Source organism: Geobacter sp. OR-1 (genome assembly GCF_000813145.1).
Lineage (GTDB): Bacteria > Desulfobacterota > Desulfuromonadia > Geobacterales > DSM-12255 > Geoanaerobacter.
In genome coordinates this window covers 22,460-42,389 of the sequence record NZ_BAZF01000002.1, presented here as the reverse complement: position 1 = coordinate 42,389, position 19,930 = coordinate 22,460, and the positions used below count along the sequence as shown (strand labels likewise).

The 19,930-nt window shown below is 53.7% G+C and carries 16 protein-coding genes and 1 pseudogene; 8 read left to right on the top strand and 9 right to left on the bottom strand.

The window, feature by feature from the left end; translation table 11 throughout:
• Window positions 1–70: 70 nt before the first annotated feature.
• The 4 genes from OR1_RS01900 to OR1_RS01885 all read right to left on the bottom strand — a co-directional run bounded on the left by OR1_RS01900 (window position 71) and on the right by OR1_RS01885 (window position 7,284).
• Window positions 71–3,157, bottom strand: a complete 3,087-nt coding sequence (locus OR1_RS01900; RefSeq protein ID WP_041969620.1) for an efflux RND transporter permease subunit — start codon at window positions 3,155–3,157, stop codon at window positions 71–73.
• Window positions 3,158–3,159: 2 nt separating this feature from the next.
• Window positions 3,160–4,392: an efflux RND transporter periplasmic adaptor subunit gene (locus OR1_RS01895; RefSeq protein ID WP_082002761.1), complete on the bottom strand. Its 1,233-nt coding sequence runs from the start codon at window positions 4,390–4,392 to the stop codon at window positions 3,160–3,162.
• Window positions 4,393–4,397: 5 nt separating this feature from the next.
• Window positions 4,398–5,894, bottom strand: coding sequence for a TolC family protein (locus tag OR1_RS01890; RefSeq protein ID WP_152609794.1), 1,497 nt, complete (start codon window positions 5,892–5,894; stop codon window positions 4,398–4,400).
• A 121-nt stretch (window positions 5,895–6,015) separates the two neighbouring features.
• Window positions 6,016–7,284 (bottom strand): TolC family protein, encoded by a 1,269-nt coding sequence (locus OR1_RS01885; RefSeq protein WP_041969617.1) that lies wholly within the window; start codon window positions 7,282–7,284, stop codon window positions 6,016–6,018.
• Between the two features lie 307 nt (window positions 7,285–7,591).
• Here OR1_RS01885 and OR1_RS01880 point away from each other — a divergent pair, with 307 nt between their 5' ends.
• Entirely contained in the window at window positions 7,592–8,290 is a 699-nt protein-coding gene (locus OR1_RS01880) for a hypothetical protein (protein WP_193377081.1), read from the top strand.
• A gap of 79 nt (window positions 8,291–8,369) precedes the next feature.
• Here the strand turns inward: OR1_RS01880 and OR1_RS23150 are convergent.
• Window positions 8,370–8,501: pseudogene (locus OR1_RS23150) on the bottom strand (VOC family protein); the annotation flags it as partial.
• Between the two features lie 154 nt (window positions 8,502–8,655).
• On the opposite strand from OR1_RS23150, the gene OR1_RS01875 reads away from it, so the two are divergent.
• Window positions 8,656–9,318 carry a PEP-CTERM sorting domain-containing protein gene (locus OR1_RS01875; protein WP_041969616.1) on the top strand — a complete coding sequence of 221 codons (663 nt, stop codon included), beginning with the start codon at window positions 8,656–8,658 and terminating at the stop codon, window positions 9,316–9,318.
• 376 nt (window positions 9,319–9,694) lie between these two features.
• Here the strand turns inward: OR1_RS01875 and hemG are convergent, their stop codons facing one another.
• The 4 genes from hemG to OR1_RS01855 all read right to left on the bottom strand — a co-directional run bounded on the left by hemG (window position 9,695) and on the right by OR1_RS01855 (window position 12,630).
• Window positions 9,695–10,222, bottom strand: a complete 528-nt coding sequence (gene hemG / locus OR1_RS01870) for a menaquinone-dependent protoporphyrinogen IX dehydrogenase (protein WP_041969615.1) — start codon at window positions 10,220–10,222, stop codon at window positions 9,695–9,697.
• Between the two features lie 106 nt (window positions 10,223–10,328).
• The gene (locus OR1_RS01865; protein ID WP_152609776.1) at window positions 10,329–11,027 is read right to left on the bottom strand and encodes a hypothetical protein; all 699 of its coding nucleotides are present in this window, start codon (window positions 11,025–11,027) and stop codon (window positions 10,329–10,331) included.
• 146 nt (window positions 11,028–11,173) lie between these two features.
• Window positions 11,174–11,809: a hypothetical protein gene (locus tag OR1_RS01860; RefSeq protein ID WP_041969612.1), complete on the bottom strand. Its 636-nt coding sequence runs from the start codon at window positions 11,807–11,809 to the stop codon at window positions 11,174–11,176.
• Between the two features lie 23 nt (window positions 11,810–11,832).
• Window positions 11,833–12,630 carry an Abi-alpha family protein gene (locus tag OR1_RS01855; RefSeq protein ID WP_052440195.1) on the bottom strand — a complete coding sequence of 266 codons (798 nt, stop codon included), beginning with the start codon at window positions 12,628–12,630 and terminating at the stop codon, window positions 11,833–11,835.
• Window positions 12,631–13,051: 421 nt separating this feature from the next.
• Between OR1_RS01855 and OR1_RS01850 the strand changes: the two genes are divergently transcribed.
• The 6 genes from OR1_RS01850 (at window position 13,052) to OR1_RS01825 (ending at window position 19,868) form a co-directional block, all read left to right on the top strand.
• A complete protein-coding gene (locus tag OR1_RS01850; protein WP_041969610.1) occupies window positions 13,052–15,022 on the top strand; it encodes a cache domain-containing protein in 1,971 nt (656 codons plus the stop codon).
• A 123-nt stretch (window positions 15,023–15,145) separates the two neighbouring features.
• Window positions 15,146–16,534 carry a sigma-54 dependent transcriptional regulator gene (locus tag OR1_RS01845; protein ID WP_041969609.1) on the top strand — a complete coding sequence of 463 codons (1,389 nt, stop codon included), beginning with the start codon at window positions 15,146–15,148 and terminating at the stop codon, window positions 16,532–16,534.
• 409 nt (window positions 16,535–16,943) lie between these two features.
• A complete protein-coding gene (locus OR1_RS23145) occupies window positions 16,944–17,138 on the top strand; it encodes a hypothetical protein (protein ID WP_041969990.1) in 195 nt (64 codons plus the stop codon).
• Window positions 17,139–17,257: 119 nt separating this feature from the next.
• Window positions 17,258–17,509, top strand: coding sequence for a hypothetical protein (locus OR1_RS01835; RefSeq protein ID WP_041969608.1), 252 nt, complete (start codon window positions 17,258–17,260; stop codon window positions 17,507–17,509).
• A gap of 137 nt (window positions 17,510–17,646) precedes the next feature.
• Window positions 17,647–18,711, top strand: coding sequence for a hypothetical protein (locus tag OR1_RS01830; protein ID WP_041969607.1), 1,065 nt, complete (start codon window positions 17,647–17,649; stop codon window positions 18,709–18,711).
• Between the two features lie 206 nt (window positions 18,712–18,917).
• Window positions 18,918–19,868 (top strand): aldo/keto reductase, encoded by a 951-nt coding sequence (locus tag OR1_RS01825; protein ID WP_041969605.1) that lies wholly within the window; start codon window positions 18,918–18,920, stop codon window positions 19,866–19,868.
• Window positions 19,869–19,930: the final 62 nt, after the last annotated feature.

Genomic DNA, 19,930 nt, shown 5'->3' with positions numbered 1-19,930 from the left:
ATTCGGAAAATAGATCTACTGAGAAAATTCTAGCGCGAAATGTCGCATCGGCAAGGTGAGATAATGCCGGTCATGGCCGCAACATCTTTTTGGCGGACTTTTGCAGCCGGTCAAAGTAATAGTACACAACCGGCGTGATGTACAGGGTGAGAAGCTGCGAGAGGAGCAGACCGCCGACGACCGCAAGCCCCAGCGGCCGTCTCGACTCGGCGCCGGCGCCGAATCCCAGTGCGATCGGCAGGGTACCCATGAGTGCGGCCATGGTAGTCATCATGATCGGACGGAAACGGACCAGAGCCCCCTGGTAGATGGCGTCCATCGGGGTCAGCCCCTGGCCGCGTTCCGCTTCCAGGGCAAAGTCGATCATCATGATGGCGTTCTTCTTGACGATACCGACCAGCATGATGATTCCGACGAAAGAGTACAGGTTGAGATCCTTGCCGAAGATCATCAGGGTTATGACCGCGCCGAGTCCGGCGGACGGCAGGCCGGAAAGGATCGTCACCGGGTGGATGTAGCTTTCGTAAAGGATGCCGAGCACGATATAGATGACGACAATTGCCAGTAGCAGCAGCAGCGCCAGCCCTTTGGTGGAAGCCTGGTAAACCTGGGCGGTTCCCTGGAATCCGGTGGTGATTGCGGCCGGCAGACCCTTTGCCTCTTTTTCTATGGCGGAAACGGCATCCCCCAGTGGTGTGCCGGGTTTGAGGTTGAAGGAGATCGTTACCGAGGTGATCTGGCCCAAATGGTTGACCGAAAGCGGCCCGAGCCCCTTTTCCAGGGAAACCACCGTCGACAGCGGCACGAGCTGGCCTGCAGAGGAGCGGATGTACAGCATGCCGAGCGCAGTGGGGTCCATCTGGTACTCCGGCTCCAGCTCCATGATCACCTTGTACTGGTTGGACGGTGAGTAGATCGTGGTCGTCTGCCGTGAACCATAGGCCGAATAGAGGGTGTTTTCGATCTGGTCGGCGGTGATCCCCAGGCTGGCGGCACGGTTTCGGTCGATTTGCAGATTTACCTGCGGGTTCTTCATCTGCAGGTCCGAGGTAACGTCCTGCAGCATCGCTAGGCCGCGGAGCTTCATCTCGAACTCGGTGGCAGCCTTATACAGCTCGGATGTCTCCGGACTCTGCAGGACAAACTGGTAGAGCGCCTTGCTCTGGGTCGTGTCAAGCTGGATCAGTGGCGGGTTCCGCATGAACATCATGATGCCCGGCACCCCCATCACCTTGGGCCTGAGCTTTTGAATGATCTGGTCGGCATTGAGCTTGCGCTCATCTCTGGGTTTCAGCTTCATGAACAGGAAACCGCTGTTACCGCCGACCCTGCTGCCGGTGGCGCCGACCGATGACATGAACGCTTCGACGTTCGGTTCCTGCAGTACTATGTCCACCAGCTTCTGCTGCTGGCGCTTCAACTCTTCGAACGAGATCCCCTGGGCGCCTTCGGTGGTGGCGAAAATCGCCCCGATATCGTCGGAAGGGAGCAGCCCCATCGGTATCTTCGTAAACAGCCAGACAGTCGCCACGGCCATCAGCAGGGTTATTACCACAGTCAGACGACGGAACTTCAGCACGCGGCTGAGGGTTCGTTCATAGAGGTGGAGCATGCCGTCAAAGAACCGCTCCATGAAGTTGTAAAGCCTGCCGTGACGCTCTTCCGCAGGCGGTTTAAGGAACCTGCTGCAGAGCATCGGCGTCAGCGTAAGCGACACGACCCCGGAGATCAGGATGGCAATGGTGATGGTGACCGCGAATTCGTGCAGCATCCTGCCGAGCATTCCGGCCATGAACAGGACCGGGATGAAGACCGCGATCAGAGATATGGTCATGGAGAGGATGGTGAAGCCGATCTCTTTTGACCCCTTGTATGCGGCTTCCAGCGGTGTTTCGCCATGTTCCATGTGCCGCACGATGTTCTCAAGCATGACAATGGCGTCGTCGACAACGAAACCGACCGACAGGGTCAGGGCCATCAGGGTGATGTTGTTGACCGAGAAGCCGAAGCCGTACATGGCCGCAAAGGTGCCGATGATGGAAAGGGGGAGGGCAAGGCTCGGGATAACGGTTGCCGAGATGTTGCGCAGGAACAGGAAGATCACCATGATGACCAGGCCGATGGTGAGCAGCAGGGTGAATTTGACATCGGCCACTGACTCGCGGATCGATATGGTACGGTCGAACAGGATGTTCAGATCGACCGTGCCGGGCAACTGGCTCCGGAATCCGGGAATCTGCCGCTTGATGCTGTCCACGACCTCGATCGTGTTGGTGCCGGGCTGACGCTGGACCGCAAGCACGATCGCGCGCGTCGATTTCCCTTTGGTGTTGTACCAGGCTGCGACCTTGTCGTTTTCGACGCTGTCGACAACTGTGGCTATGTCCCGGAGCCTGACCGGAGAACCGCCCCGGTAGGCAACGATCAGCGGCTTGTACGCCTCGGCATTGTAGAGCTGGCCCGAGGCCATGATGGTAAACGCCTGCCGGTTCCCCTGAAGATCGCCGGTCGGGATGTTCACGTTCCATTTTTCCAGGGCAGCGGAAACTTCATCCAGGCCGATCTTCCGGCTGGCCAGCGCCTTGGGATCGAGGTTCACCCGTACGGCATATTTCTGCGAGCCGTATACCATGACCTGTGCCACGCCGTTGATCATGGAGATGCGGGGGGCAATGATGGTGTCGGCAAACTCATTGATTTCCGAAAGCGGCATGGTGGGGGAACTGAGGGCGAGATAGAGCACCGGCTGGTCGGCCGGGTTGACCTTCTGGTACGACGGCGGGCTCGGCATGTCCTGGGGAAGCTGCCGGGCAGCCTTGGAAATGGCGGCCTGGACATCCTGCGCCGCCGCGTCGATGTTCTTCTCAAGGGTAAACTTCAGGACAATGATCGAAATCCCCTGGCCATTGGTGGAACTCATGGAATCGAGGCCGGCAATGGTCGAAAACTGGCGCTCCAGAGGGGTGGCAACCGCGGACGCCATGGTGTCGGGGTTGGCGCCGGGGAGGTCGGAACGCACCTGGATGGTGGGATAGTCGATATTCGGCAGGTCATTTACCGGCAGCAGGCGGTAGGCAAAGATACCGAAAATCATGACCGCCAGCATTATCAGGCTGGTCATTACCGGACGTTTAATGAAGATGTCGGAAATGTTCATGATTAATGTGCCGGTTGCCGGCTTTGCGCTGTTGCTGGTGCGGGCGGGCTTTGCCCGGGTTTTTCACCCTGCTTGCGAACCGTGACCTGTGCCCCTGGTATCAGGCGCATCTGGCCGTCTATGACCACCTGCTCCCCGGGATTTATCCCCTGTTCGACCACGGTCACGCCGTTATGGGCCGGACCTGCCTTCACCGGCCGGAGTTCGGCGGTATTGTCGGCCTTGACCACGAAGACGTATTGTCCCTGCTGCCCGGTCTGCATGGCCTGCGTCGGTACTACGGTCGCATTGGCAAGGGTGGCGAGCGTCATCCGCACCGTGGCGAACTGGCCGGGCCAGAGCCGCCGGTTGGCATTGCTGAAGGTCGCCTTGAGCTTGATGGTTCCGGTTGCGGGATCGACGGTATTGTCGAGAAACGTCACCCTGCCGGTCTCGGGTTTGCCCATGTCTCCTGACGGCAGGGCCGCAACGGTCATATTGCCGGATGCCAGCTGCGGCCGTACCCGGATCAGCTCCTTTTCCGGGATATTGAACGCGATGGTAATCGGGCTCATCTGGTTGATGGTCACAAGGGAGATCGAGTCGTTGGCCTTGACCACATTTCCTTCGTGTATCATCAGGTTGCCGGTCCGGCCCTGCAGCGGGGAGCGGATCGTACAGTAGGAGAGCTGGACCCTGAGGTTCTGAATCAGCGCTTCCTGGGCCGAGACGTCCGCGCTGAGAGAGTCGGCCTGGGTCCTATAGGTCTCGTACTGGTCCTGGGTCACAATCCCGTCTTTTACCAGCTTTGCGTAACGGTCCGCATCGGTCCTCGCTTTTACCAGCTGGGCCCTGGTCCTGGCTATGGCCGCCTCCGCCTGCCTGAGCGCTGCCTCCGGCTGTCGCGGGTCGATGGTGAACAGCAGCTGCCCCTTGGCGACATCCTGCCCCTCCTTGAAATGGACCCTGGTCACCTCGCCGTTTACCATCGACTTTACGGAAACGGTCGTAAGCGGTTCCACGTTGCCGATCGCCTCAAGTTGCACCGGCACGCTTTGTTTCGCCGCAAATGCCGTCAGCACCGGGGAGGGAGGGCGGCCTTTGGGCGCCTCTTTCTTCTTGGCGTCGCTGCAGGCTGAAACCGAAAGGGCCAGCAGAGCGGCAAGAATGATCCGTATTGACAGAGGCCATACCTTCCCGGCAAGACTGGAACGGTTGCGGCCGGAGCATATTGCTGCGGAATGCGGTTCAGGCATTGATGCTACCTCGTGCGGTCATATAAATTGTCTGCCTGGGCACTGCTCACTGTAATCCCCTCCCGATCCAGCAATTCGCCGGTTGACTTCAGGTACTGCGAAAGGGCGTTCGTATAGGCAACCTGGGCCTTGATCTGGTTGGTCCGGGCCGTAGACAGGTCGTTTTCGACATCAAGCACGTCCTTGGTCGTGGCCAGACCGACCTCGCTCTTTTTCAGGTAGGCATTGAGCCGCTCCTCGGCGTAAGCCTTGCCCCGATCGGCAACGTCAAGCTGCTTGTAACTGGATGTTACGGCACGGATTGCCGTTCGGACCTCGCTGGTCAGGGAAGAGTTGAGGGCTTCCAGTTGGGTGCGCAACTGTTCGGTCTTAAGCCGGTTCTTGAGATAGTCGTTTTGTGCCGCCTGATTTCCCAGAGGGTAATCGAGTTTGAGACCCACGCTCCAGACCGGGTACTGCGCCGAACCGGTCCGTTCCAGGTCGCGTCCGTAGGTCTGCCCGAGACCGGTGACCGCAACGCTTGAGGCAAGCGAGAGATCAGGCAGGGTCCGATCCCTTGCTACCTTGGTCTGGATCTCGCTCGATACAAGCTGGCTCTTCAGGTCATCCAGTTCGGGACGTCCCGAAATCGCCTTTTTGATCGCATCTTCCTCGGTTATCGCATATTCCCCCCGGCTCGGCAGATCTGTAGGGACGATATCCGCGGAACCGTCTAGTTGGAGGAGCACCCTCAAGATGTCCTCCTCATCCCGCACCGCTTTTTCGGCATCGATGAGATCTTTTTCCCGGGATGATACCCCGTACTGGGCATTCAGAATCTCCATGGCCGGAAGAACCCCTGCCTTCACGCGGGCTTCCGTTTCTTTCAGAATCCGTTGCGCCAGTTCCAGAGATGTCTTCTTTGAGACCAGATCTTCTCTGAGGCTGTGCAGCTGGTAGTATTCGGTTCTCACCTGGGCAACCACGTTCAGCAGCTTTGTTTTGAAACGCTTTACTGAGGCGTCTTTGCTTAGTTCCGCAACCCGGATGTTCAGCTCCGTGCTGTCCCTGCCGAAGTTCTTCAGCAACGGCTGGTTGAATGTGAGCGTCAGGTCCGATTGCCAGTAATCCTTAAGTGCGAACGATGACTGGGAATTACTGCTGGTATAGAGGTTGTCAAAGGTAAGCCCCACTGTTCCGCCGGTGGGAACGAGCCGGTAGATCCCCGGAGACAGCCTGAACTGCTGTTGTTCGTAGGATGAAACGCTTCCCGAGGCAACGGTGCTTGCCGGATAGGTGGTCGAGTCCTCATAGCTTGTGTCCAGCGTCAGATGGGTTTCGTATATCGCCCGGTTTTTCCGGATATCGGCCTCTGCCTGTGCCGGGTTATACAGTTCCGCCTTGACATCGAGGTTTTTTTCGACGGCAAACTTGACTGCCTCTTTAAGGGACAGTTTCAGCTGGTTTTCCTGGGCGTCTGCATTGCCTGTCAGCATAAGGGATACGGCAGCAGCCGTGATCATGTATTTCACTCTTTATTCCTCCTTGTGAGTGCTTTACGTCGGGAAATACAGAAGTTTGCACTTTACGGAATGTATAGTCAATAAGAAGCTTGGGATTTGAGGCAGAAACCTACCATAAGGGTTATAGCTCGCCGCGCGCCCGTTTCACCCTTGCCAGGGCCACCTGGTAATCATACAGCGCCTGGAAATGTTCGGTCCTGATCCGGGTCAGGAGGGTCTGGGCGTCAATGACGTCTGTGGCGGTTCCGACCTGCTCCAGGTAGCGGTCCTTGTTGATGCGGAGGTTTTCTTCGCCCTGCCTTATGGAGGCTTCGGTGACGGTTATCCGTTCTTGCGCAACCCTGGTGTCGTTGACCGCGGTCCGGTATTCCAGGGCAAGATCTGATTCCATCCGGCGGAGCCGCTCCTCGATCTGCATCCGGCTTTTGATCGCCTGGCGGTAGCGGGCCGTGGTCGCCTGGCCGTCAAAAAGATTGACCCTCAGTCCAACGGTGGCCGACATGATGGTTTGTTCCTTTATCCTGTTGTTTTGCACATAATCGAGCCCCAGCTTGGTGAAGAGTTCGGGATAAAAGCCGGTGCGCATCTCCCTGATCTCAAGTTCAGCGGCGTCGAGGAGTTTGCGTTGCGCCCGGATCTCCGGCCGCATGGCAATCGCCGTTGGCGCCGGTTTGTCGAGGTCGGCCAGCTCGATCCGCGTATCTTCGACCAGCACTGTGCGGGATTCCGGCGGCTCGCCGATCTGATCGTTAAGGTCGAGCCAGCCGTTTTCCAGTCGATTCGTGATTTCCAGGCGATGCTGCTTGCTGCTCGCGAGTTGCACTTCCGCCTGGAGCAGGTTGTTGCGGGTTACCGCTCCCTGCTCGTACAGGTTCTGCACGGTCCGCAGGTGGTCGGTCATCTGCGCAACCTCTTCATCGGCGACCTTGAGGAGTTTCTGTACCTGCAGAATACGGAAATATGAGGTCACGGTCTGGAGGAAGACGTTCTGTTCCTGGTTGTTGTAGGCGAAGCGGGTCACTTCGAGGTTTGCGCGGGCCTTGTCGTAGCGGGCGCCGGTTCGGCCGAAGTCGTACAGGATCTGGGTGATGCCGAGGTTCAGGAAACCGTAGTCCGCTTCTTGGGACTCGAACGAACCGAACGGCGTCTTGACCGCCTGGGGGGCCTGCTGGGCGGTGTACCCCGCCTGGAGGTCCACGCGCGGGAGGTAGCCGCTACGGTTGGCCTGCACGTTGTCACCGGCTATCTGCAGATCGTAATCCGCTATCTTCAGAGTCCGGCTTGCTGCAGCCCTCTTGACCAGGGCCTCTGCCAGGGTAAGCTGCACGGCATGGGCAGTGAGGGCTGTAGTGTAGAAGAGTAATAAGGTGATGAAGACGGTTCTCGTCATCTCTTTCTCCCGTCCTGCAGCGGATCTTGGTAGAGACCGGCGCTATTCTCGATGTCGATCATGGCAGATGCCTCCGGGACGTTATTATACAGATGGTCAGCATGCATGCAATAGGGGTTTTGGTGGTCCACTGACAAAAAGAAAGTGCTATTTTATAATTGTCAACGTGCTGATTTTGCAGCTGAAACCGGTTTCGTTATTTCACTGCGTCACGGTCGGACCCAAACTTCAAACGTCACCGGCTAAGATGGAGGTTTCAGCAATTGCCTTCATGGTGCTAAAATAGAGACAGAAGGAGATACGTGCCATGTCAGACAATATCATAGAAGATAGCAATAAGACAAAGCCAGTTCTCTGGGTCATGCTCCTCGCATGGCTCGCGATTGTCCTGATCCTCGGCGCAAACGAGACGTTTGCACGCGAACCTGGCATCCCACCCATACCACTGCTTATAGCGGTTGTGGCACCGATAATAGTGTTCCTCGCCGCGTACCGGTCCGTGGCTCAGTTCCGTGAGCTAGTATTGTCGACGGACCTTCAGTTCGCTGCCGGCATCCAGGCATGGAGGTTCGGTGGTCTTGGGTTCATTGCCCTTTATGCCTACGGGGTGCTGCCGGGCCTGTTTGCTTGGCCTGCCGGTCTTGGAGACATGGCCATCGGCATTACTGCGGCATGGGTCATACGCGCGCTCAGAGACCGGCCCGACTTCGTGAAAAGCAAAGCATACCGTGCATGGAACCTGCTGGGGATACTAGACCTCGTGACCGCGGTCAGTCTTGGGGCGCTCAGTGCGTACCTCGGTATCGGGATATCGGAGACGATCACCACATTCCCGATGGCGCGGCTTCCCCTAGTCCTGATTCCGGCATTCCTTGTGCCGCTCTTTATCATGCTGCACGTAACCTCGCTGATACAGTCGAGGAAGCTGGCCGCAACAGGTAAAAGCTGCGCTTGGGTCGGACAGCGGATACTGTGCGGAATGGAGGAGAGAACGACACACGCGTAATGAGCGCTTAACAGAGGGACGCCTGCCCTTTGCCTCTCCTGTCGTCTCTGGGGATTGCTTCAGAAATATGGGGGGCTCCTCATTTTTTAGTTTTTCTTATGGGATTCTCTCGGGAAGCCTGCTGCCCGAGCTGTTGGGCGAGCCCGATGAGAATTCCTTCGGGACCCCGGATGTAGCAGAGCCGATACATGTTTTCATAGCGGACCACTTTCCACTAATTTCCCCCCCCTGTCGGATTTTTTTCCAAGCCGCTAAATATTAGCCAGCTCAAAATCAAATAGTTCAACAATTTCAAGTAGATAAAATTAGGCACTGTGTTTGCAATACCTGCAAGACGAAGCTTTTATAAATGAGGGGGACAATCAATGTTTAAGAAAATAGCTCGCATAATCGCCGCCAGCAGTGCTGCACTGCTTATCTCGTCCACCGCTTTTGCAACATCCTGGATAGACTGGAATGGCAGTACCGGTACGGGAACTTTGACAATTGGCTCAGACATTATCAATGTATCGCTGGCAGGTATGGCCGGGGCTTATGTACAGGGCGATTATTATTACAATAACGGGTCAACCGGGGGCATATCTCCTTCCGGAACCTATGCAGGGTTGAAACCGTTTGACATGGTGCAGGAATGGGGAACCGGTTCAGTAACTCTTACATTTTCCAAAGCTATTGTAGACCCATATATTGCACTGGTCAGCGTGGGCCAAGGCGGACTCCCTGTTAGTTACGCCTTCACAAACAGCCAGGGGACCATTGATGTTATATCTTATGGCCCCAATTATTGGGGTTACACAGGCTATACCGTTAACGGCAATATATTCACCGGTCGGGAGTACAATGGCATCCTGCAACTGGATGGGGCATATACGAGTCTGTCATTCGATATCAGGCCGAATGAATTCTGGCATGGCTTCAATATAGGTTCCAATAGTACTTCCGCCCCGGTTCCGGAGCCGTCAACAATCATTCTTCTGGGCGCTGGCCTTGCCGGTCTCGGTCTGGCACGAAGGAAATTCCGGAAGTAATCGTCAACACGCTTGCATCAAAAAAGGCGGCTGGGGTAATCCCCGCCGCCTTTTTTATATACTAAGGCTCCCATCCGGTTCCCCGGTCGGCACCTCCATGCAGATTTCTCCACACTGTCCGAAAGATGCCACCGTAAAGAATACCGACAGGTATGTCGGGATATCTTACAAATAGGAGGAGGCCTTTTCTTTAAAATACCGCCTGTCCTTTTCGACATTCATAATCTTCTCTCTGCCTTCAACAGTTGGAACCGGTTGGGGGAAATTAGGGGCACTCCCAATTAATGAATGACTAATTTACTCCGACGTTGTCCATACGCATGACTGTCCTGATGTCTCCTTGGCGTCGTAAGGCCTGGTTATGTGATCTCGTTCCTTACATTGCGCTGACAGCTCGCCCGAATGAGTCAACCTGTTCCCAATCAGTGAACTCCACTATGGCCTTTGGGTCCGTTGGCCCCTTGGTTATCCACATGATCAGCCGGATCATCAAACGGTCAAAAAACCTGTAGCTGGGAAAATCAATTTTCCCTGCAAAAACGGCCAGCATGCGGGGTTTCCAGGATATTCGTTTGAGAAATTTCTGAAGATAGGGATTTTTTTCTGGTTTACTCTTCTCTGGTTTTCTAGCAACGACATTGACTGAAAAAAATGCGTTGGGTTTGTTTTCCAATAGGTTTCTGTTCTTCTCGATGAACTCAATAATACGCGGGCTGTGTTTTCCGTATCGGATACTGGCTCCAATGACAACTTTATCAAAGGATGCTAAGTCAACCTGGGCTTCATCCTGAATGGAAATAACTGTGGCTCTATGTGACTGCTGCTCTATAACTTCTCGCAGCCTGTCGCATATCTTTCTCGTTTGCCCGTCAGTGGTTGAGTATATGATGAGAATTTTCGCCATTTAGTTTATTCCTTCATAAATTTGTCTTGTCACATGACGGGCATGGCTTTGACCCAGTGGCGTAGCGTCAGCGAAGCCCGTCTGCCGCCGCCTTGTTGGGCGAATCTTATGGTTCATTATAGTCTTCAGGCTTGTCCGTACTTTTGAAGCCTTCGACGTTAATAAAATCGTATGACTTGCCGCCCAGCTTGACTGTGACTTTGTCTGTACCTTCGATCTTAATTTCAGAAACGCATTTCTCTTTGATGCAGTACCAGTCACTGACTGTTCCGTCCTTCAGTAGCTTGAAATCAAGTCCCCCTTCCTGCAGGTTACCTATATGAAAAACGAGCCACTCCTTCTCCTTTTCCAACATTAAGTCGGCGGGAAATGGTGGAGCATTCCACGCTTTCGCTATGGAGTAGGTCTTTTTCGAGCGGTTCACAAACTTAGGGATCAAATGGAAACCAAGCTTTGGCGTGATTCCTGGAGCGATTATTAGTTTGATGCGTTTTATGTTCTCGGTTTTGGCAAAGCCGGTTACTTCGCCTTGAAGTGTCCCTTGTTTGGTTTTCTTCGGCTTCTGTACCTGGACAGACGAGACCGTCATTCCGTACTTGTTGCCTCCGAAGTCAAATAGAGATTGATTTGGTTTGATCTTGACACCGTCCACAGCAGCCAATGGCTGCTCGACAACCCATGATATTTTTTGCCAATCCCCCTTTTTTTCAATAACGTTGACCATCTGTCTGTCTTGGATCGTGAAAATAACACTTCCGTTGGGGGCAGAATAGATATTTGTCGTACCATTTATGATTTCACTCATGCAGGGCTTATACAAAATCAGAGAGAAAAAGATGACAAGGGGGATAACTCTAATTATTCGGAATCTCACAAATCCTCCCTTAATTGCCCAACGGGCCTGGGTTTGACCCGCCTATCTTTTCGGCGGGTCGTAACCCTGGTTAGCATCTATACTTCAATGGCCTTTTGATTCATATGGAGCATGAAATAAATTTCGATGTCTTTTACCGCTGCATCAAATTCTCTCTGAAAGTTGTTATCATTGGGGGGCTCTCCATCTTGTTGAAGATCAGGCATGTTAAATTCATTTATTCCGTAGATGATATTGAAGTATTGGTCATGCTGAGCAGTGACCTTACCTCTGTACATGAGTTTGTGATAAACAGTAATAGCTGCATTGAGCTTGGATGCAACGGCTGTTAATGCCTCTGCCTTATGTTTTGCTTCAGCCCCAAATATCGCTTCAGCCTCAACTATTGCCGGATACCAAGCCTCAATGGCCTCGATTACTTTGTTAAATCTTCTGACGTAGGCAAAATAGCTCTCATCTGCATGACGTTGTTGATCTGATTCTCCCGGTACGGGTGTTCTTTCAGCCCACTCATTTGCCGACATAAACGCACTTTGGCAGCGTTTTATCGAATCACGGACTCTATAGGCACCAGCGACTACGCTCTTAGCAACCTCATATGTTTGTTTCCCGATCATTTGTGCGCGCCATGCATTTAAGCCGATGACGGCTACAGTGGCAGTAACTCCATAAAAGGCCATTTGCACTAGCTTGCTTACTTCATCTATTGTCATTCGTTCCTCATCTCGCTAACGTCTCAAGGCACCAGCGGCGGAGCGTTAGCGGAGACCGCTGTCGACGCTTGTTGGCCTTCAGCCTCTACAGCCTCTTTCTGCAATTTATAAAAATCATTCACCGACCCATTCCAGCCGTTACATCTTGCAAATAGATTTAAAGCCAAAGCTGAAACTCCGATATGTGCAACCAAATCCTGTGCATCTGATTGAAAGCCAGAGTTCTGCCAAAGTAGTTCAATAGATCTAAGATGATCCAACACTACGTCTAATTGTTCATGGTTTTCCAAATCTGACACCTGGTATAATTCTTCTAAGCTAGGACTAAACCACTCTGATTGTATCAGCCCACACTGAGATAGTTTCTTCTCACATTTGTCAGCAAAATAATTAATCAACTTAGCCTCAGCGCTTGTGAGTTTGGATAGGATATTTATGAACAGTAAATTTGATTCATCCTTACCAGTCATAGTGCATGATGAAGCCAGTAAACCAGCCCACATTTTCTGTATCTCAATTGAATCTGACCAGGAGCCTTCATCCATAATTTTCATAACCAAACGAGGATGAGCATGAATATTCTCACCGTAATCCTTCGCATCAGTTATTTCTTTAGCCATCAACGTGATATTCACGGCATTTTGTTTTCGCCAGTTGCTTACCTTGTCCTTAAGTAGCAAGCCAAATTCCTCAGAAGCCGGCAAACATATTCGACTTAAGAAAGCTCCTGCACCTTCCAACATCCCTTTAGCCAAGGTATTTAAGGCTTCTCCGTATGGTGCCAACCCAAGCACATCGGTGACTTCTTTTGTCTCTGGCATAAAATTTCCTTTGTGGCCAACTCGTAACGTAATTTGAAAAGTTTCAACATGAAGAACAATTCCACGGCTGCATTAACAAAAAAGCCGCTCCGTCAGCTCGAAGCTGACCCAAGCGGCCTTGTCCTAACTTGAATGGTCCCACCCGCGTGAAACCATTTTCCCCCCGTTATCCAGTCAAACAGCCTGGAAATGCATAGCAATATTTAGCAGCTAACCATCTCAAATTAATGGGAATTTATTACACTGTTACGCATATTGTGTCAATGGTTTTGCTGGTACGGAAATCATCATTACAACTCGCAGAAGCGGCGGCAGGTTTTCATCCAAACTCTTTCTGCACAGGCAAGACAATTATATTCACCCCGCAACCCGGAAATTAGCTCTTGTCAACCGAATCCGTATACAGGATAATCCGCCAATCATGCACCGATACCTTTTCAAATTCATGGACAACCTGAAGCTGCGCTGGAAGATGCTGATTGTCGTCATGCCGCAGGTGGTTATTCCGATATTCGTGGTCGGCAGTCTCGTCGGGCTGATCGCATCGCGCCAGGCTTACCAGGGGATCACCAAAACCAGCAAGGATGACCTGCAGCATATGGCGTCATTCAGTACCGACCTGCTCAACGCCCACCACCAGCAGTTCCAGGTCTACAAGAAGGACAAGCAGAGGACCATCAACCTCGAACTCGCCACCCTGGCCAATCTCTCATACAACCTGGTGGAGAGCCAAAACGACCAGGCACGAAAGGGGAGCATCGATCTCGCTACTGCCAAGGAGGAGGCGCGCAAGGCGCTCAAAAAGGTGAATGTCGGCGCCACCGGTTACATCTATGCGATGAATACCAAAGGGGACCTGATGGTCCACATCGCACGCGAAGGGGAGAACGTCTTTAACGAAAAAGACGAGAACGGCCGGTATTTTATCCGTGAAATCTGCGAATCGGCCAAAAAATCGAAGCCCGGCGAGATCCTTTACATAACCTACCCCTGGCGGAACGCGACTATCGGCGATCAGCACCCGAGAATAAAGGTAGTGGCTTACCGCTATTTTCGCGAGTGGGACTGGATCATTGCTGCCGGTAGCTATGCCGACGAGACTTATGAGGATGCCGCGTTTGAAAAAAGCGCCTTCGAAGAGTTGAGGAGTAGACTGAAGAGCAAGAAGGTCGGCGATACCGGCTATATCTTCTGCATGAACCGAAAGGGTACGCTGACCATTCATCCGGACAGCGAAGGTCTGAACATCTATGATGCCCGCGACCTGAGCGGTTCCTACTTTATTCGCGAGATGTGCACCAAGAAGAGCGGCTGGATCCGTTACCCCTGGAAGAACAAGGGGGACAAGGCGCCGCGGATGAAGATCGTGCGATACGAGTATTTCGAGCCCTGGGACTGGATCGTTGCGGTGGGGTCGTACGAGGACGAGTTTTATCGCGATGCCAACAAGATCAAAGGGACGATCCTCGGTGCCCTTATCCCGCTGGTGCTGGTTATGGGGGGGCTGGCGGCAGGGATGGTGACGCTCGCCGCAAAGGTCCTGACCGATCCGATCAACCATATGATCGAGGTCATCAGGAAGGTCAAGCGGGGGCGGCTCGATGAGCGGATGGCGGTCGAGAGTGGTGACGAACTCGGGGAACTGGCTTCCGCGTTCAACCGGATGACTGAGATGATTCGCAACAACAAGGAGATGGAAGCGACCCTGGCGCAGCAGGGGAAGATGGCATCGCTCGGTGTCCTTTCTTCCGGTGTTGCGCACGAGATCAACAACCCGCTCGGGGTTATTCTGGGGTATGCGAGCTATCTGGAAGGTAAGATGCCCCCGGAAGATCCGGGTTATAAATATATCCACGAGATCAAGAGAGAGAGCAAGAGGTGTAAAAAGATCGTCCAGGATCTGCTCTCGTACGCCCGCACTCCCAAGCCCGATATGGAGATGACCGATATCAACGGGCTTCTGGAACAGATTGTGACTTTTGCCGCCAACCACACCGATATGCACCATGTTACCGTGGCAAAGGAGTTGGGTGAGGGGATCCCGGAGATCGAGGTCGATGGCGACCAGCTGAGGCAGGTGGCGATAAACCTGATTCTCAATGCCGGAGCGGCCATGCCTAAGGGGGGGCAACTCGTTGTCAGCACGCATCTCAGCGATGACGGTTTTGTGGAGATCGCCTTTGCCGACACCGGCGCCGGCATTGCGGCGGAATATCTGGAAAAGATATTCGAGCCTTTCTTTACCACCAAGGAGAAGGGGACGGGGTTGGGGCTGGCCATAACCAAACAGATCATTGAGATGCATCACGGGACCGTGAAGATCCGGAGTGCGGTGGGTGAAGGGACCACCGTCACCATCCGGCTGCCGGTGGAACAGGAGCGGTTTTTGTAAGCAACAGAACAGTGCTGATATTGAAACCCCGGCGGCCACTACCGGGGTTTTCATTTTTTTATGGAATAATTCCTTCAAGTTGGGTAAGTTCTGGGAAATTGTATACAGGACGGGTCGAGGGCAATGGCGGACAAAAAACGAATCATGCTTATTGACAACGAAGAGGGGCTGTGCCGGATGATGGAGGCTGTTCTTGCGGACAGCGGCTATGAGGTAAAGGCATATGTCCGTTCTTTCGAGGCAGTGGAGGATTTTAAACCGGGTGACTGGGATCTGGTGGTCTCAGATATAAAGATGCCGGGCATGGACGGGCTTGAGGTCTTGCAGAAGATCAAGCAGAAAGAGCCCGGCATCCCGGTGATCATGATTACTGCCTATGCTACGGTCGAGATGTCGATACAGGCCCTGCGCAAAGGCGCCTACGATATGCTGACCAAGCCGTTCGAGCCTGAGGAACTGCTCTACCGGGTCAAAAATGCCCTGAAACACACCCAATTGCTGGCGGAAAACCGGGAACTGCGCGAAGAGCTGGTGGGCAAGTTCAGGTTTGACAATATCATCGGCGCTTCGGCCGCCCTGAAGGAGGTTCTCGACAAGGTTGAGAAGATCGCCATCAGGGACACTTCGGTGCTGATCACCGGAGAATCCGGCACCGGCAAAGAGCTGGTCGCCCAGGCAATCCATTACAACTCCCTCCGCAAGGACAAGAAGTTCCTTGCCATCAACTGCGGCGCGCTTCCAGAGACGCTGCTCGAATCGGAACTGTTCGGTTCGAAGAAAGGGGCGTTTACCGGCGCCAACAGCGACCGGCAAGGGCTTCTGGAAGCGGCTGACGGCGGCACGCTGTTCCTGGACGAGGTCGGGAACCTGCCGATGAATGTGCAGAAGACCCTGCTCAGATTCCTGCAGGAGCAGGAGTTCCACCGCATCGGCGACACGAAGACGGTCAAGGTCGATGTGAGGATCATCTCGGCCACCAATGCCGATCTCAAGGGGAGCGTCAAGGACGGTTCCTTCCGCGAGGATCTCTATTACCGGCTCAATGTCGTCAATCTGCACCTGCCGCCGCTGCGGGAGCGGACCGCCGACATATCGCTCCTGGCATCGCATTTCATAACCCAGCAGAACAAGAAATTCGGCATCCGGATCAAAGGGTTGGACCCGGACGCCCTTGAAGCGGTGCTGAATTACCCCTGGCCGGGCAATATCAGGCAGTTGAAGAACGTTATCGAGGCGTCGATGGCCCTGGAGTCCGGAGATTATATCTCCCTGAACTGCCTTTCCCAGTTTATCGAGGTCCACCCTGTGCAACAGGAAGACGGCTCAATGTCGGTGGTTGACGAGAGCGATTATTCAAAGGCGCTTTCGCGCTTTGAGATGGAATACCTGAAGGGGCTGCTCCGGAAAAACAAGGGGAACATCGAATCCGCAGCCAGGGAGGCCGGCATGAACATGGCCACCATTTATCGAAAGATCAAAAAGTATAATATCCGGAAAGAAGATTGTCAGTAACAGCGGATTTGCATATTTGCAAAAACCATCTTTATCATCCTCGCGCAGTTGCCACCTGAAGGGTGCTTTGTGGTAATAGCGTTGTAATACCCTGTAAATATTACTCTTATTGATGTTGTTAACACAGTAGTTCGTAATGAGCCCATTCAAATAATCCTTCCGTCCTATTTGCACTCCTGCAAAATTTTAATCTCCCGTAAAAAGATATGATCCGGTATTGCTGGTGTAATTAGTTGAATTGCAAAAGCTTTCTCCTCTTTATGTAAAAGCGGACTGTTTGGTATGACGGTTGCTCTATTGACATCAGTTACTCCTGACTTGGGAGAATGCAGGGTCGGTGACGACCGGCCCTGCTTCCCCTACCCGCAGGGGGAAAGAGTTGATACCAGACGGCGGAGATGAGGTTTCCATGAAGAAGGATAAATCGGTCTGCCCCTTCTACGGCAAAAGTGACGATTACTGTGATGTTGGTTGCGGATACATCTCACCGTATGACGTCAATCTGATAATCAAGTTTTGCAGTTGCAGATACAGGGAGTGTTTAAAATACCAGGAACTGGCGGAACGATTTCCCGGCGAACTTATAGAAATGGTGAAATGTTGATCCAAGGGGGAAGACAATGCTTTACATAACAACACTACATATTAGCGAATTTCCTCTGGCATTGGCATTGGCAACAGCGGTAGCTTTCGTTGTCTTCAGCATAGTAAAGGAGAAGTGCGATGAGCGAAAGAGAGCTTGAACTGCTGAACAGGATTGAGGAGCTTGAGCGGCATACCTGGCGCAACAGCGCCATTCTTAGAGCCGTGGCCATGGTCGCCTTCACCGCCCTGATCGGAATTGTCGTAGCTTCCGGGGTGGTCGGCGGCGGTCGCGGCAGCCATTGGTCCGGTCCGGCATGGAACACCATGTGGCTTTACGGCCTGTTTGCCGCCAATGCGGTATCGATGTTCTGGACAACGCATAAGGAATAACGGGAGCGGTGCTTCCGCAATTCCGATGCAGATCCGCAGGGTTCCCTGTCCGGAATACTGGATGAAGTACGCCCCCCCTGCACCCTCGATCGCCTCGGCCTTGCAAAAATACCGCACTCACTCAGGAGGGAATGGTTATGTCACAGCCAATGAGTATCAAGAACGCAATCCTGCTGCTGGTGGTGGTGGCGCTCTGTACAACCTTCTCGATGCGTATATTCCAAGGGCTCGACGAGATGATGGGGGCTCAGTACTGGGTGGTTGACACGAACCAGGGTGACCACGGCTGGTACTTTATCGGTCTCTTGCCGCATGTGAAGTTGATGCCCAAAGATGCGGTCAAGGCGGCAAACACCGATGACGATCCCGACAATAATTACATCATCTATTCCCAGGCCGGCGATTTTGCCGGAAACAACGTCTACGGCATCTGTTTCGGGATTCCGTTCATAATGTTCCTTATCTGGTTTGCCTTTATTCTCGGCTTCCCGGACAAGGTTGACCCTTATCTGCTGCCGCGGCGGATCTTCACTGTTACAGTAATCATGGTCTGTTCCATCGTGGCCAATCTCTTCCTGATGCGGATCGCTGCCGATTTTGCCCGCGATCCGATGGCCCGGATCGCAAATGTCGCCGGAAACCATGCCTCGCTGCTTTTTCACAATGCCGGCATCTGGTTTGCCATCCTTTTCTCGGCACTGGGAACGCACACCCATGCGGCGCGGGAGATAGCGGCCCCGGACAGCCGCTCCTGGCAGAGCCAGGCCGACGAGAAATTTTCCTGGATGTTTACGCTGTTGGCTGCGGTCACCGTGCTTGAAGTATTTCTGGTCAAGGGCCGGCTCGCGCTTCCGGATGCGGCAGTCGATTACTCCGTGTGGCTCATCTGGGTGGTGATTTTCATGCGGATGTTCGGTTTCTCCCCCAGGTACTGGGTCAAACGGACCCGCGGCATTGCGATAATGCTGGTCGGCACGGCGGCAACCCTGGCGTTTTTCTATATGCTTGAGCGGGTAACCGGTACGCTCGGTGCCGGTTTCGCCTCGCCGATCCTGGCAAAGGCGCTCGGTCCGGAAAACCAGAATATCGGCCTATCGGCCATGATCTCCATTTACCTGATCTTCTGGATGGAATTTGCCGCAGCAGTCAGGATGAACGGTCCGATCAGAAAGCAAGCTACACACCCAACTTTGAAGGCTTAACAAGAACTCAACATCATTACCTCCTGGGTGGCGCGAGCCGCCCTTTTTTTTAGCTTTTTGCCATATCCCGCGGTATCTTCTTCCCATGTTCCCATCTGACCGGAAATCCCTTCATCTCCAACTTTCTCACTGGCGAACCGGGTTAACGACGATCTTATCGCCAAGGTGTCGGAACTTCTTACTATTCTCAGAAACAGGTGTTTAACATGCAACAGGTTATACTTGGCAGAACCGGAATATCCGTCAGCCGGCTTGTGTACGGGACCCTCCCGATGGGACCTTTACAGGCCGCTCTCTCGCCTGAGGAAGGGGGGAGGCTCATACGGCACGCCCTTGAGCAGGGAATTACCATGCTGGACACGGCCGAGCTTTATGGTTCCTATCCCCACATCCGCGCCGGAGTTGAGGGTTACCGCGGCCAGCTTACCATTGTCAGCAAGACCCATGCACCTGATGCCGCAACGGCCAGGAGTCATGTTGAACGAGGATTGCGGGAGTTGGGTCGGGAGCGGATCGACATAGTCCACTGTCATGCGGCACGGGTGGCCGATCCCTTCGTGGACCGTTCAGAGGTGATCGAGGCGCTGCTGAAGATGAGGGACGAAGGAAAGATAGGCCATGTCGGGCTTTCCACTCATTACATTTCTGCTGTGCGCAAGGCAGCCCGGCATCCGGAGATCGAGGTCGTGCACCCTTTGATCAACCGCACCGGGATGGGTATCATCGACGGAACTGCAGAGGAAATGTCAGCGGCAATCTCGGATTGTGCCGCTTCCGGAACCGGCATTTACGCCATGAAGGCGCTCGCCGGCGGCAACCTGATCTCCTCCGCACGGGAGAGCATCGGTTACGTCCTGGGGCTCCCCGGTGTTCATGCCGTTGCCCTGGGTATGCTCTCGACAGAGGAGATCGAGGCGAATGTCCGGCTGTTCTCCACAGGTGGAATTGATCCGGATGTCTGGCAGCAGCTGGAATCGCGCACCCGCCATCTCCGGATAATGGAACGTTTCTGCAAGGGGTGCGGCCAGTGCGTGCCGGCATGCGTCAACGGCGCTCTTTCCCTGGTCAACGACAAGGCGACCGTTGACGAAGGCGTTTGTGTCCTTTGCGGCTATTGCGGGGCTGCGTGCCCGGAATTCATAATCAGAGTTGTCTGAAGCAACACTGCACCCGCAGATTAGGCTTTATACCGGCTGATAGCCTAACCTTTATCTCGTGC

Coding starts and splice junctions, on each gene's coding strand:
- OR1_RS01835 (WP_041969608.1), top strand. CDS start 17,258: ATGAGCGAAAGAGAGCTTGAACTGCTGAACAGGATTGAGGAGCTTGAG.
- OR1_RS01860 (WP_041969612.1), bottom strand. CDS start 11,809: ATGACAATAGATGAAGTAAGCAAGCTAGTGCAAATGGCCTTTTATGGA.
- OR1_RS01885 (WP_041969617.1), bottom strand. CDS start 7,284: ATGACGAGAACCGTCTTCATCACCTTATTACTCTTCTACACTACAGCC.
- OR1_RS01845 (WP_041969609.1), top strand. CDS start 15,146: ATGGCGGACAAAAAACGAATCATGCTTATTGACAACGAAGAGGGGCTG.
- OR1_RS01850 (WP_041969610.1), top strand. CDS start 13,052: ATGCACCGATACCTTTTCAAATTCATGGACAACCTGAAGCTGCGCTGG.
- OR1_RS01895 (WP_082002761.1), bottom strand. CDS start 4,392: ATGCCTGAACCGCATTCCGCAGCAATATGCTCCGGCCGCAACCGTTCC.
- OR1_RS01880 (WP_193377081.1), top strand. CDS start 7,592: ATGTCAGACAATATCATAGAAGATAGCAATAAGACAAAGCCAGTTCTC.
- OR1_RS01865 (WP_152609776.1), bottom strand. CDS start 11,027: ATGAGTGAAATCATAAATGGTACGACAAATATCTATTCTGCCCCCAAC.
- OR1_RS01825 (WP_041969605.1), top strand. CDS start 18,918: ATGCAACAGGTTATACTTGGCAGAACCGGAATATCCGTCAGCCGGCTT.
- OR1_RS01830 (WP_041969607.1), top strand. CDS start 17,647: ATGTCACAGCCAATGAGTATCAAGAACGCAATCCTGCTGCTGGTGGTG.
- OR1_RS01900 (WP_041969620.1), bottom strand. CDS start 3,157: ATGAACATTTCCGACATCTTCATTAAACGTCCGGTAATGACCAGCCTG.
- OR1_RS01855 (WP_052440195.1), bottom strand. CDS start 12,630: ATGCCAGAGACAAAAGAAGTCACCGATGTGCTTGGGTTGGCACCATAC.
- OR1_RS01890 (WP_152609794.1), bottom strand. CDS start 5,894: ATGATCACGGCTGCTGCCGTATCCCTTATGCTGACAGGCAATGCAGAC.
- hemG (WP_041969615.1), bottom strand. CDS start 10,222: ATGGCGAAAATTCTCATCATATACTCAACCACTGACGGGCAAACGAGA.
- OR1_RS23145 (WP_041969990.1), top strand. CDS start 16,944: ATGAAGAAGGATAAATCGGTCTGCCCCTTCTACGGCAAAAGTGACGAT.
- OR1_RS01875 (WP_041969616.1), top strand. CDS start 8,656: ATGTTTAAGAAAATAGCTCGCATAATCGCCGCCAGCAGTGCTGCACTG.